The 13,143-nt window shown below is 60.2% G+C and carries 12 protein-coding genes; 10 read left to right on the forward strand and 2 right to left on the reverse strand.

Annotation, left to right across the window (positions count from 1 at the left end):
- Positions 1-304 precede the first annotated feature (304 nt).
- The 7 genes from ACI2KS_RS20450 to hydA are packed head-to-tail and all read left to right on the forward strand — an operon-like array spanning position 305 to position 7,102.
- The gene (locus tag ACI2KS_RS20450; protein WP_404622818.1) at positions 305-1,081 is read left to right on the forward strand and encodes a transporter substrate-binding domain-containing protein; all 777 of its coding nucleotides are present in this window, start codon (positions 305-307) and stop codon (positions 1,079-1,081) included.
- A 53-nt stretch (positions 1,082-1,134) separates the two neighbouring features.
- On the forward strand, positions 1,135-1,812 hold the full coding sequence (locus ACI2KS_RS20455; RefSeq protein ID WP_404622819.1) for an amino acid ABC transporter permease: 678 nt from the start codon (positions 1,135-1,137) through the stop codon (positions 1,810-1,812).
- The gene (locus ACI2KS_RS20460) at positions 1,809-2,543 is read left to right on the forward strand and encodes an amino acid ABC transporter ATP-binding protein (RefSeq protein ID WP_404622820.1); all 735 of its coding nucleotides are present in this window, start codon (positions 1,809-1,811) and stop codon (positions 2,541-2,543) included. The genes ACI2KS_RS20455 and ACI2KS_RS20460 overlap by 4 nt, the downstream gene beginning before the upstream one ends.
- Before the next feature lie 22 nt (positions 2,544-2,565).
- Positions 2,566-3,813 carry a cysteine desulfurase-like protein gene (locus tag ACI2KS_RS20465; protein ID WP_404622821.1) on the forward strand — a complete coding sequence of 416 codons (1,248 nt, stop codon included), beginning with the start codon at positions 2,566-2,568 and terminating at the stop codon, positions 3,811-3,813.
- 18 nt (positions 3,814-3,831) lie between these two features.
- The gene (locus ACI2KS_RS20470) at positions 3,832-4,704 is read left to right on the forward strand and encodes a MurR/RpiR family transcriptional regulator (protein ID WP_404622822.1); all 873 of its coding nucleotides are present in this window, start codon (positions 3,832-3,834) and stop codon (positions 4,702-4,704) included.
- 52 nt (positions 4,705-4,756) lie between these two features.
- Positions 4,757-5,653: an allantoinase PuuE gene (locus ACI2KS_RS20475; RefSeq protein WP_404622823.1), complete on the forward strand. Its 897-nt coding sequence runs from the start codon at positions 4,757-4,759 to the stop codon at positions 5,651-5,653.
- Positions 5,654-5,665: 12 nt separating this feature from the next.
- Positions 5,666-7,102 (forward strand): dihydropyrimidinase, encoded by a 1,437-nt coding sequence (gene hydA, locus ACI2KS_RS20480; RefSeq protein WP_404622824.1) that lies wholly within the window; start codon positions 5,666-5,668, stop codon positions 7,100-7,102.
- Between the two features lie 155 nt (positions 7,103-7,257).
- Here the strand turns inward: hydA and ACI2KS_RS20485 are convergent, their stop codons facing one another.
- Both ACI2KS_RS20485 and ACI2KS_RS20490 read right to left on the reverse strand, forming a co-directional pair.
- The gene (locus tag ACI2KS_RS20485; protein ID WP_404622825.1) at positions 7,258-7,977 is read right to left on the reverse strand and encodes a 16S rRNA (uracil(1498)-N(3))-methyltransferase; all 720 of its coding nucleotides are present in this window, start codon (positions 7,975-7,977) and stop codon (positions 7,258-7,260) included.
- Between the two features lie 146 nt (positions 7,978-8,123).
- On the reverse strand, positions 8,124-9,530 hold the full coding sequence (locus ACI2KS_RS20490) for an adenosylmethionine--8-amino-7-oxononanoate transaminase (protein WP_404622826.1): 1,407 nt from the start codon (positions 9,528-9,530) through the stop codon (positions 8,124-8,126).
- A 235-nt stretch (positions 9,531-9,765) separates the two neighbouring features.
- On the opposite strand from ACI2KS_RS20490, the gene ACI2KS_RS20495 reads away from it, so the two are divergent.
- The 3 genes from ACI2KS_RS20495 to ACI2KS_RS20505 all read left to right on the forward strand — a co-directional run bounded on the left by ACI2KS_RS20495 (position 9,766) and on the right by ACI2KS_RS20505 (position 13,127).
- Complete coding sequence (locus ACI2KS_RS20495; protein WP_404622827.1) at positions 9,766-11,544, forward strand: flavin monoamine oxidase family protein; 1,779 nt, start codon at positions 9,766-9,768, stop codon at positions 11,542-11,544.
- A gap of 403 nt (positions 11,545-11,947) precedes the next feature.
- Positions 11,948-12,499, forward strand: coding sequence for a cytochrome b (locus ACI2KS_RS20500; protein WP_404622828.1), 552 nt, complete (start codon positions 11,948-11,950; stop codon positions 12,497-12,499).
- A 31-nt stretch (positions 12,500-12,530) separates the two neighbouring features.
- The gene (locus ACI2KS_RS20505; protein WP_404622829.1) at positions 12,531-13,127 is read left to right on the forward strand and encodes a YceI family protein; all 597 of its coding nucleotides are present in this window, start codon (positions 12,531-12,533) and stop codon (positions 13,125-13,127) included.
- The last annotated feature ends 16 nt before the right edge of the window (positions 13,128-13,143 follow it).

Here is a 13,143-nt window from a genome sequence, read left to right on the forward strand (position 1 = left end):
CGATCGCGAGCAAGCTCACCCCTGCAAGTCATAGTTCGGCAGTTCAATCCCGTTGTGCTCATCCATGCGCTGCATCAGGGCACCGACGCCTGAGTTTGCCTGATCATTTTCTGTACACCCCGCAGCCCACCGGCGTTGGCGCACGCGCACCAAAGCAGATAGCTTTCGCACCCTATTGAAGCATTTGATTCATTTATTTTATATGTTGAATTATTTGATTCGTAGTCTTAGTCTGAGTCTCGAAACGCCTGCTCAAGTGATGCGGCGGCCTTCTTGGACTGACTGATTAATCGGGGAGCAAGACATGAATGTGAAAGTACTCTTGAGCATGGCCGTAGCAACTGCATTTTCCGCTTCCACTTGGGCGGCAGACTGGACCGTGGGCGCCAACGTCGGCAACGTGCCGTGGGAGTTTCAGGACGCCAAGGGCGATATCGTCGGCTTTGAAGTCGATGTCGTCAAAGAAGTCGCCAAGCGTGCGGGCAAGACAGTCGAGTTCGTCAACATCCCGTTCAACGGGCTGTTCAGCGCCGTGCAGTCCAAGCGCGCAGATATCGCGATTTCATCGATCACCATCACCCCCAAACGCCTCGAATCGGTTGGCTTCGCCCAGCCGTACTACGACAGCGATCAGTCGTTGTCGGTGCTCGCCAAGTCCGGCATCACAGGCCTCAAGGACATGGATGGCAAGGTGGTCGGCGTCGACACCGGTTCCACTGGCGACATGTGGGTGAACGCGCATCAGGGCGAGTACAAGTTCAAGGAAGTATCTCGCTACGAAGGCCTGTCGCCCGCCATGCTCGATCTCGCTTCAGGGCGGATGGACGGGTACATCAGCGACATCCCTGCGGTCCTCTACTACATCAAGGACAAGCCTCAGTACAAGGTGGTCGCGCGTATCCCCACGGGCGAAAAATATTCGCTGATGCACGCCAAGGGTTGGGCATCCGCTGCGCAGGTCAACGACATCATTTCCAGCATGAAGAAGGAAGGCGTGATCGCCGATCTGCACAAGAAGTGGTTTGGTGCTGACGCTGATGCCGAGTCGAGTACCGTCAAAGTGGTCGATGTCCTGAAGTAACACCCGACCCTTCACCACCCGCGCCCGCCGCTGCTCTGACCCAAGGAACTGCAATGGAGTTGTTCGAAACCTTCTTCAACTGGAGCGTGTTCGTAGACGCGCTGCCATTGATGCTGCGCGGGCTTGGGGTGACGGTGATGCTGGGCGTCGTCAGTATCATTCTCGGCCTGGTGGGCGGGCTGTTGCTGGCGATGTTGCGGTTGTATGGCTATGCGCCGGTGCGGTTTTTCGCCCGGGTTTACATCGACGTGCTGCGCTCGATCCCGCTGCTGGTGCTGCTGGTCCTGATCTACTACGCGTTGCCGTTCGTGGGTATTCGCCTGTCGTCGTTCGCGGCCGCCACTGCCGCGCTGTCGCTGGTCTCCTGCGCCTACTCGGCGGAAATTTTCCGCTCCGGCATCGAAGCCATTCCTCGCGGTCAGTTCGAGGCCGCTGCCTCTCAAGGCATGAGCTTCTTCAACACCATGCGCGACATCATCCTGCCGCAGGCCATGCGTATCGTCATGCCGCCCATGACCAGCAACTGCATCAATGTCATGAAAGACACGGCGCTGGCGTCGGTGGTGGCGATGCCCGATCTGCTCAAGCAAGCGACCCAGGCCCAGGCGCTGGCCGCCAACCCGACACCTCTGGTGGGGGCCGCTGTGATGTATCTGCTGTTACTGCTGCCGTTGGTGCAACTGGTGGGCTGGATAGAGCGGCGTAACGGCGCCGGGAGGAAAAGCGCATGAGTAGCGTGATCGAGATCGAACGTCTGGATAAGTTCTACGGGCCGTTCCAGGCGCTGACCGACATCAATCTGCGAGTCGAGCAGGGCGAAGTGGTGGTGATTCTCGGACCGTCCGGTTCCGGCAAGTCCACGCTGATTCGCTGCATCAACCTGTTGGAGCAATATCAGCAGGGTGATATCCGCGTGGCCGAGCAACGTGTGGAAAATGGGCCGAAACTGGCGGGCATTCGCTGTGAAGTCGGCATGGTTTTTCAGAATTTCAACCTGTACCCGCACCTCACCGTGCTGGCCAATGTGGCACTCGCGCCGGTGCGGGTGCGAGGCATGTCGCGCCGGGATGCCAACGAGCGCGCCCGGCTGCTGCTGGAAAAGGTCGGCATGGGCGCGCACGCCGCCAAGTATCCAGCCCAGTTGTCCGGCGGTCAGCAGCAGCGCGTGGCCATCGCCCGCACGATGGCGATGGAGCCACGGGTGATCCTGTTCGACGAACCGACCTCCGCGCTTGACCCCGAGATGGTTGGCGAAGTGCTCGACGTCATGCAGAACCTGGCGCGCTCCGGCGTGACCATGGTGGTCGTCACTCATGAGATGGGCTTTGCGCGCAAGGTCGCCGACCGGGTGATCTTCATGGAAAACGGCCGGATCATCGAACAGAACAACCCGCATGATTTCTTCACCGCTCCGCAGGAGCCAAGAACCCGCGCCTTCTTGCAGGCCATCCTGCACCACTGACCAGATTTTGGAGAGCACTGCCTTGAATGCCTTGGACATCGATTACGTACGCAGCCAGTTTCCTGCGCTCAAAAATGGATATGCCTATCTGGACAACGCCGGCGGCTCGGCTGTGCTCAAGCCGGTGGCCGACCGAGTCACCGATTATCTGCTCAACAGCGCGGTGCAACTGGGCGCCTCTTACAGCGAATCGGTAGAGGCCGGCGCGCGAGTGATGCAGGCGCGTGAATCGGTCGCCCAGCTGATCAATGCCCGTTACCCGGAAGAGTGCGTCATGGGTGGCTCGACCACGCATCTGCTGCAGATTCTCTGTCGCGCCATTGCACCGTCGATTCAGCCGGGTGACGAAATCATCGTCACCAACTGCGACCACGAGGCCAATATCGGGCCATGGGTACGCTTGTGCGAGGAGCGAGGCGCGACCCTGCGTGTTTGGGAGGTGAGCCCACAGAGCATGGAACTGGAGTTGGCGGACCTGGACGCATTGCTTGGCGACACCACCCGCTACGTGTCCATGACCCACGCATCGAACATCCTCGGCAGCGTCAACCCGGTCGCTGAAGTCGCACGCAAGGTGCATGCGGTAGGCGGCAAATTGTGCGTCGATGCCGTGGCGTATGCGCCCCATCGGCTGGTCGATGTGCAGGCCAGCAGCGCCGATTACTACGTGTTCAGTTTCTACAAGACCTTCGGTCCGCATTTCGCGGTGCTGTGGGGCAAGCGCGAGGCGTTGCTGCAACTGCCCAGCCTCAATCACTTCTTCATCGGCGAGGAGGTCATTCCCTACAAGCTGCAGCCGGGCAATCTCAACTACGAATTGTCCTACGGCTGCATCGGCATCAGCGATTACCTGATCGACATCGGCCAGCGTCTGGGCGCCAGCGGCACCCCACGCCAGCTCATGCAAGCTGCATTCGACGCGTTCGAGGTGCAGGAAGACCTGCTGGCAGAAACCCTTCTGGCGTTTCTGCGGGACACCGCCGGCGTGCGCATCATCGGTAAATCTCGCGTGACCGCCGGCGACCGGGTGCCGACCATCAGCTTCGTGGTTGAAGGCGTTCAGTCCGAAAGTATCGTGCGCCACGTCGACGACCATCGCATGGGCATCCGTTTTGGTGACTTCTACGCGCGCCGGCTGATCGAACAGTTGGGCCTGACCCCTTATGGTGGCGTGGTCCGTGTATCGATCGCCCATTACAACAGCGTCGATGAGTTGAACCGTCTGGTGCAGCACCTGGCCCAGGCGATCGAAGAACTGCGTCCATCCTGAAATTTATCGAGCGACTTTATGCCTGTACCTTCAACCCTCGCCGAGCTGCGTGCCGCCATCGTCGAACAGCAGGGCCGGTTGACTGCCCGTCAGCGGGATGCGGCGCACTATCTGAACGAGCATCCGCACGACGTTGCGCTCAACACCGTGGCCGCGCTGGCGAAAATTTCCGGGATTCCGTCCTCGGCCTTCATTCGACTGGCTCAGGCATTGGGTTTCGGGGGCTTCAGCGATCTGCAGCGGCTGTTCAAACAGCCTTTGCAGCAAGCCGGGCAGGGCAGTTTCAAAGAGCGCATCCGTCACTACCGCGGCGAGCAGCTGCTGGACGATCCAACTGACGTCGGCGCCATGCTTTCTGCGTTCAGCCGCGCCAACATCGTGTCGCTGGAGCATCTGGCCGAAGGCGAGCAGGTCGAGGCCATCGAGAAAGCCATCGTCTTGTTGCAACAAGCACGCACCACCTTTGTGATCGGCATGCGGCGCTCGTTTCCCATGGCGGCCTACCTGAGCTACGCGCTAAGCCGGGTCGGCCGCCGCGCGGTACACATCAGTGGGTTGGGTGGCAGCCTGCGTGAGCAAGTCGGTGCACTGCACAGCGATGATGTGCTGGTGGCGGTGAGCTTCCCGCCCTATGCGCAGGAGACCATCGATGCCTGTCAGCAGGCCGTCGCTGCTGGCACGCCGATTGTGGCGATTACCGACAGCATTCTGAGCCCTGTCGGACAGAAAGCGTCGGTGATGATCGAGGTCAACGACGCCGAACTCCTGGGATTCCGCTCATTGACTGCCGCTTTCTGTATCGCCCAGACCCTGGCCATGGGTCTGGCTTTCCGTGATGGCCAGAGTCTGGACGGCCCTGATCATGATGCGCTGAAAAATATCGACTGCTGAGCCTTGGCCCGGCGGTTTGCCGAACATTCGAATGTTGCAGGAGACAGGTTCCATGGCTTTACCTCCAAGAGATCTGGTCGGCTACGGCCGGCAGCGCCCTCAAGGCACCTGGCCCAACGGTGCCCGGCTGGCGGTCAACTTCGTCATCAATTACGAAGAAGGATCAGAGCGCTCACTGGCCATGGGTGACCCCGATCAGGAGACCATGACCGAGTGGGGCAGCTATCAGTTTCCCGACGGCGTGCGCAACCTGGCGATGGAGTCGATGTATGAGTACGGTGCGCGTGTCGGCATCTGGCGCATCCTCGATATCCTCCAGCAGGCCAACGTGCCGGCGACTTTCCATGCCTGTGCGGTGGCGTTCGAGCAGAACCCGGATGTGGCCAGGGCGGCGGTCGAGCTGGGTCATGAAATCTGCAGTCACGGTTATCGCTGGGAAGAAGTGTTTCGGTTAAGCGAGGCCCAGGAGCGCGAGCATATTCGCCTGGCGATCGAGTCTTTCCAGCGCACCTGCGGCAAGCGCCCGGTAGGCTGGTATTGCCGCTACGGCGCCAGCGTACATACACGCCGACTGGTGGCCGAGGAGGGCGGTTTTCTCTATGACTCCGATGCCTACAACGATGACGTACCGTACTTCGTCGACGTCCAGGGCAAGCAGCATCTGGTGGTGCCTTACACCAGCGACGTCAACGACTTCCGCTACTGGAACTCGCCAGGTTTGTCTCAGGCATCGGACTTTCTTGAATACATGAAGGAAAGCTTCGACGTGCTCTACGAAGAAGCCGCCGACGGCCTGCGAATGATGTCGATCGGGCTGCACCCACGCATGGTCGGGCGTCCTGGCCGCGTGCGCGCGATCAAGCGCTTCATCGAATATGCCCAGAGTCATGGCGGCGTGTGGTTCACCACGCGTGAACAAATCGCCAGGGCCTGGATGACCCGCACCTGAGGGAAAGCAGCCATGCAGGCCTTTGATCTGATCATCCGCAACGCCAATGTGGTGACGGCAGCGGACAGTTTTCTGTGCGACATCGGTATAAGCGACGGTCGCATCGTCGCCCTCGGGCTGGGCCTGCAAGGCTCGGCCGATGAGGTCGATGCACGTGGCCGCACGGTGACACCGGGTGGGGTGGACAGCCATGTTCACCTCGATCAGCCCACCGGTGACGGTTCGGTGATGGCCGACGATTTCGAAAGCGGCACACGCTCGGCGGCGTGCGGCGGGACGACCACGGTGATTCCGTTTGCCTGTCAGCAGAAGGGTCAGAGCCTGCGCGCAGCGGTGGACGATTATCATCGCCGTGCGCAAGGCCGCGCGTTGATCGACTATGGGTTTCACCTGATCGTTACCGACCCCACCGAAGACGTGCTGCGCCGCGAGCTGCCGGAGTTGATCGCCGAGGGCTACACCTCGTTCAAGATCTACATGACCTACGACGCACTCAAGCTCGATGACCGACAGATTCTTGAAACATTGTCGGTGGCGCGGGCTGAAGGTGCGATGGTGATGTTGCATGCCGAAAACAGCGACTGCATTGCCTGGCTGACCGAGCGTTTGCTGGCAGCCGGGCACACTGCGCCGCGTTATCACGCCACCTCCAGACCAATGCTGGTCGAGCGCGAGGCGACGCACCGGGCCATTGCGCTGGCGGAGCTGGTGGATGTGCCGATTCTGATCGTGCATGTTTCCGGCCGTGAAGCCATCGAGCAGATTCGCTGGGCGCAGAGCCACGGCTTGAAGGTCTATGGCGAGACCTGTCCGCAATACCTGTTTCTGACCGCAGACTCGCTGGGCTGCGACGACAGCTTCGAGGGTGCCAAATGCATCTGTAGCCCACCGCCGAGGGATGCAGGCAATCAACAAGTAATCTGGGACGGGCTGCAGAACGGGTCGTTCGAAGTGTTCTCCTCCGATCACGCGCCCTTTCGATACGAAGGCTCGGACGGCAAGCGTGCGCATGGCGCGGATGCGCCTTTCTCTGAGGTCGCCAATGGCATTCCGGGCATCGAGACGCGCATGGCGTTGCTGTGGTCCGAAGGCGTGCGCAAAGGGCGGATCAGCCCTCAGGAATTTGTCGCGCTGACAGCGACCAATGCCGCTCGGCTGTATGGCTTGTATCCACGAAAGGGCAGCATTGCCATCGGAGCTGACGCCGATCTGGTGATCTGGGATGAAGGCCTTGATCTGGAGCTGACCAACGCATTGCTTCATCACAATGTGGATTACACGCCGTATCAAGGCATGCGGCTGAGTGCCTGGCCTGCCGTGACTTTTGCCCGAGGGGAACGGGTTTGGGATGGCAAGCCGCTGGGCAAACCGGGTCGGGGTCGGTTTCTCCCTTGCGCCCGGCCAGAGCCTGCGAAAGCGCGTCGGCGGCACTCGCAATGGCCCAATTGAGTTGACTGCGAGAGTCTCTGGCCTGCCGCGAATCTGTAGCAGGAAGCTTGCTCGCGATTGCGGTGGTTCAGACACGGGAGTGGCGCCTGACTCAACGCCATCGCGAGCAAGCGAAGGCCTACAGTTGATCGGGAGGGGTAATCCCGATCAGTCTCTTAAAAATCCCCCCACAACTGCTGGGCGATGCTCAACGCTACAACCGGAGCCGTTTCGGTGCGCAGTACACGCGGGCCCAGGCGGGCGGCGTGGAAACCGGCGTCTTGGGCCTGGTCGACCTCGGCATCGTTAAGACCGCCTTCCGGACCGATGAGAAAGGCCAGTGTTTGCGGTTTTTCATGACTCACCAGCGGCTCGGCCACCGGGTGCAGCACCAGCTTGAGATCGGCTTGGGTCTGTTTGAGCCACTCACCCAGCGTGAGCGGTGGATTGATCACCGGCACCACCGAACGCCCGCATTGCTCACAGGCGCTGACGGCGATCTGCTGCCAGTGCGCCTGCCTTTTTTCGGCGCGCTCGTCCTTGAGCCGAACCTCGCAGCGCTCGCTGATAATCGGGGTGATCTGTGTGACACCCAGCTCGGTGGCCTTCTGGATTGCCCAGTCCATGCGCTCGCCACGGGACAGGCCTTGGCCGAGATGGATCTGCAACGCGGATTCGGCAAGCCCCGCAAAGCTTTCCGACACCTGCACCCGGACGCGCTTCTTGCCGACTTCCGTCAGCGTGGCGCGAAATTCCGTACCTGACCCGTCGAACAGTTGCACTGCATCGCCTTCAGCCATGCGCAGTACCCGACCGATGTAATGCGCCTGGGCTTCAGGCAGTTCGTGTTCACCCAGGCTCAGGGTCGCGTCGATGAAAAAGCGGGACAGTCTCATGGTTGTTTCTCTAAAAGTGATGCGTTCACTGCAATCTTGTAGGCCCTCGCTTGCTCGCGATTCCGTCAGTCCAGAGATATCCGTATCAGCTGGAAGACCGCAATCACCAACAAGCGAAGCCTACATTTGTGCGCTCGTCAGCCCGACTAACCCGGATCACGAAAGTCCGGATGGAAATTCTCTCGCACCGCCACGCTGACACTGCTGCGTGTTGCGATGTCGATGCCTTCACTGGCTACTTCGGCCAGGAAGTCGATTTGCTCCGGCGTGATCACATATGGCGGCAGGAAATACACCACGCTCCCCAACGGGCGCAGCAGCGCGCCGCGCGTCAGGGCATGCTCGAAAACCTTCAAGCCACGCCGCTCCTGCCATGGATAGGCCGCTTTGGTCGCCTTGTCCTGCACCATCTCGATGGCGATGGCCATGCCGGTCTGGCGCACTTCGGCGACGTTGGGGTGATCCACCAGGTGCGCGGTCGCGGTTTTCATACGCAACGCCAGCGCCTTGTTGTTCTCGATGACGTTGTCCTGCTCGAAAATATCCAGCGTCGCCAGCGCGGCGGCGCACGCCAGCGGATTGCCGGTATAGCTGTGCGAGTGCAGGAAGGCGCGCAGGGTCGGGTAGTCGTCGTAAAAGGCATCGTAGACGTCATCGGTAGTGATGCACGCCGCCAGCGGCAGGTAACCGCCGGTCAGTGCCTTGGACAGGCAGAGGAAGTCCGGACGGATGCCTGCCTGCTCACAGGCAAACATGGTTCCGGTACGGCCGAAGCCTACGGCGATTTCATCGTGAATCAGGTGCACGCCATAACGATCGCAGGCCTCACGCAACAGCTTGAGGTAGATCGGGTCGTACATGCGCATGCCGCCTGCGCCCTGGATCAACGGCTCGATGATCACCGCCGCGACGCTGTCATGGTGCTCGGCCAGGGTCTGCTCCATCACCGCGAACATGGTGCGCGTGTGTTCTTCCCAGCTGGCGCCTTCGGGACGGTGGTAGCAGTCCGGGCTCGGCACCTTGATGGTGTCCATCAGCAGCGCTTTGTAGGTTTCGGTGAACAGTGGCACGTCGCCAACCGACATCGCCGCCATGGTCTCGCCGTGGTAGCTGTTGGTCAGGGTGACAAAGCGTTTCTTCTCTGGCTTGCCGCGGTTGAGCCAGTAGTGAAAGCTCATTTTCAGTGCGACTTCGATGCAGGACGAACCATTATCGGCGTAGAAACACCGCGTCAGGCCTTCCGGCGTCATCGCCACCAGACGCTCGGACAGCTCGATCACCGGCTGATGACTGAAGCCGGCAAGAATCACATGTTCAAGTTGGTCGACCTGGTCCTTGATGCGCTGATTGATCCGCGGGTTGGCATGCCCGAAGACATTGACCCACCAGGAGCTGACGGCGTCCAGGTAACGCTTGCCTTCGAAGTCTTCCAGCCAGACCCCTTCACCGCGCTTGATCGGAATCAGCGGCAGATTTTCGTGGTCTTTCATCTGGGTGCAGGGGTGCCACAGGACTTTGAGGTCGCGTTGCATCCAGTCGTTATTAAGGCCCATCGGCAATCTCCAGGTAACAACTCGCTCGGCGCGAGGGCAAACAATCGCGCAAGCCTATGCAATGCGTGGCAGCGGGACAACCTTTAGCGCCTTCTTTTCGCATATCGCTGGCGCCAGAAACCAGCGCAACGGACATTGCTGGCGGGCCTTTCACGGCTGGCGTATCCTTCGCGCTCTTCGAAGAATCGGGCAAGAAAATCCGACAATTCCTACGTTTTATTCCGGAGTTTGCTGAATGCTTTCTGGTTGGCTGCGCGCCTGTGCGCTGATGATGGTTGGGCTGGTCAGCGCTTCAGCGCTTGCCGTGGATAAGCCGCATACGGCGATTGTCGTCGGTGGCGGCCTGGCGGGCCTGACAGCCGCCTATGAGCTGCAAAACAAGGGCTGGCAAGTCACCCTGCTGGAGGCTAAGCCGACGGTCGGCGGCCGCTCCGGCCTGGCCGGCAGCGAGTGGATCGGCAATGCCAAGGCTCAGCCGGTGCTCAATCAGTACCTGGACCGCTTCAAGCTCAAAGCCGTCCCCGCGCCTGAGTTCGTGCGCACCCCCGGCTATCTGATCGAGGGCGAATACTTTTCCGCAGCCGATCTGGCGATCAAACAACCGGCCACCGCCGAAGCCATCAAGCGCTACGAAGCGGCGCTGGACGACATGGCGCGTTCGATCACCGACCCTGAAAACCCTGCCGCCAACAGCACGCTGTTCGCCCTGGACCAGATCAACGTGGCCAACTGGCTGGATCGTCTGATGCTGCCGCCGACCGCGCGTCAGTTGATCAACCAGCAGATCCGTACCCGTTATGACGAACCGTCTCGCCTGTCGCTGTTGTATTTCGCGCAGCAATCGCGGGTCAATCGTGACGTCGACGACCGCGACCGTCGTGCGGCGCGTCTGCCAGGTGGCAGCGCAGTGCTGGCCGAAGAGTTCGTCAAACAGCTCAAGGTGATCAAGACCAACTCGCCGGTTTCGGCCATCAGCCAGGACAAGGACGGCGTCACCGTCAAGGTCGGCGCGGTAGGTTACCAAGCCGAGTACGTAGTGCTCGCGGTGCCGTTGCGCGCACTGAGCAAGATTCAGCTGACCCCGGCGCTGGACGCCCAGCACCAGGGCGCGATCAAGAGCACCAACTACGGTTGGCACGACCAGATCATGCTCAAATTCAAAAACCCGGTCTGGGACAGCAAGGCGCGCATGTCCGGCGAAATCTACAGCAACACAGGTCTTGGCATGCTGTGGATCGAGCCGGCCCTGAAAGGCGGCGCCAACGCCGTGATCAACCTGTCCGGCGATAACGCCCGGATCATGCAGGCATTCGGCGACAAGCAACTGGTGGATCAAGTGCTGATTCGTCTGCACACCTTCTATCCACAGGCCCGCGGCGCGTTCACCGGCTACGAAATCCGTCGTTCCAGCGTCGACCCGTCCACCGGCGGCGCGTACCTGGCCTTTGGTCCGGGACAGATCAGCAAATACTGGCGCCTGTGGGAAAAACCACTGCAGCGTGTAGCCTTCGCCGGCGAGCACACCGATAGCTTGTACCCAGGCACGCTGGAAGGGGCACTGCGCACAGGTCAGCGCGCGGCCAGCCAAGTGCAGGACCTGGCAGCTGGCAAGTCGTTCGAGCCGGTGAAGGTTGCTCCACCAAAAGCGCCTGAAGCGAGCACTAAAGAAAGCGGCGGCGGCATTGGCGGCTTCTTCTCCAACTTGTTCGGCGGCTCCAAGCCTGCGCCCAAGCCGGTAGAGAAAGCGCCAGAGCCTGCTCCAGTTCCGGCTCCAGCACCGGCGCCCGTGACGCCACCACCGGCCCCGGCGGTCGAGCCTGCCAAGCCCGCAGCCGTAGAACCGGCGAAAAAGGCACCCGTGAAGAAAGCGCCGACCAACAAGGAGCCCGTGAAGAAGGCGCCAGCCAAACCGGCAGCGACCCACAAGGCACCCGCCAAAACCGATGCCGCCAAAAAGGCCCCGGCCAAGGCCACCAGCGATAAGGCCGCCGCTCCAGCCGACAGCAAAAACTGATCGGTAGCGGCTCAAATGAGAAGGGCGCGGTTAAATACCGCGCCTTTTTTTTCGTCTGGCGAATAACGGCTGGGTCTCGGGTGTTCTCCAGGGAGCTGCTCTTGGCCCCGTTCGCCAGTGAACGATCAGTAGCAGTCCGGCTTGCCGGAAGTGGTGTCCTGGACATCGCTACCGCCGGCAAGCCGAGCTGCTACAGAGTGCCGAATGAGCCTTGCCCCTTCGTCAGGGATTCAAAGGCTAACCTGGGCATAACGCTGCGTTAATCCTCTACGAGGGAAAATATGTCAGGAAATTTCCATCGTATTTCCTGATATTTCAAAGCGAAATTTTGCGCTTTCTTTCGATAGGTAAACCGATAGTCTTCTCTACAGCTTCTTCAGGCTGTTTTTACAGGAGCGGTACCATGCAGTTACGCAACTCTTCTTCTCGCTACGGCTGGGTCAGCATTGTTCTGCATTGGGGCGTCGCGCTGGCTGTCTTCGGGCTGTTCGCGCTTGGGTTGTGGATGGTCGGACTCGGTTATTACGACACATGGCGCAAGGCCGGGCCTGATTTGCACAAGAGCATCGGCATCACGCTGTTCTTGTTCATGCTGCTTCGTGTGATTTGGCGTTTTGTCAGCCCGCCGCCGCCACCACCGGCCAACCACACTCGTTTCGTGCGGGTCGCGGCGACACTGGGGCATGCGTTCCTTTATCTGGATCTGTTCCTGGTGATGTTCGCCGGATACCTGATCTCCACTGCCGAAGGTGTGGGGATCCCGGTGTTTGGTCTGTTTGAAGTGCCAGCGCTGATCAGCGGACTGCCCGACCAGGCGGACGTTGCCGGTGAAGTGCACCTGTATCTGGCCTGGTCTCTGGTGATCTTCGCTGTACTCCATGGACTGGCTGCCTTGAAGCATCATTTCATTGATCGTGATCCCACACTGACTCGTATGTTCGGCCGCAAGGCCTGACGCTCAACACAACTAAACAGGAAGACGACGTATGTTGAAAAAGACACTTGCTGCATTGGCCCTGGGTACTGCGCTGCTGTCGGCCGGTCAGGCAATGGCTGCTGACTACACCATCGACAAGGAAGGCCAGCACGCCTTCATCAACTTCAAGATCAGCCACCTGGGCTACAGCTTCATCTACGGCACGTTCAAGGACTGGACCGGTACGTTCAGCTTCGACGCCGCCAAGCCTGAAGACAGCAAGATCAGCATCGACGTGAAAACCGCCAGCGTTGACACCAATCACGCTGAACGTAACAAGCACATCAGCAGCAAGGACTTCCTGGACGTTGCCAGCTTCCCTGACGCCACCTTCAAGTCGACCAAGGTCACCAACGTTGGCAAGAACGCCAATGGCAAGACCACTGCTGACGTGATCGGCGACCTGACCCTGCACGGTGTGACCAAGTCGGTTACCGTCAAGACCACCTTCCTGGGTGAAGGCAAGGATCCATGGGGCGGCTACCGCGCCGGCTTCGAGGGTACTACCTCGATCAAGCGTTCTGATTTCGGCAAGATGATGGACCTGGGCCCTCAGTCCGACACCATGGATCTGGTCATCTCGTTCGAAGGCGTCAAAGCCAAGTAAGACGGGCTGCTTTAAC

Origin of the sequence: Pseudomonas sp. NPDC087358, assembly GCF_044900785.1 — a bacterium.
Lineage (GTDB): Bacteria > Pseudomonadota > Gammaproteobacteria > Pseudomonadales > Pseudomonadaceae > Aquipseudomonas.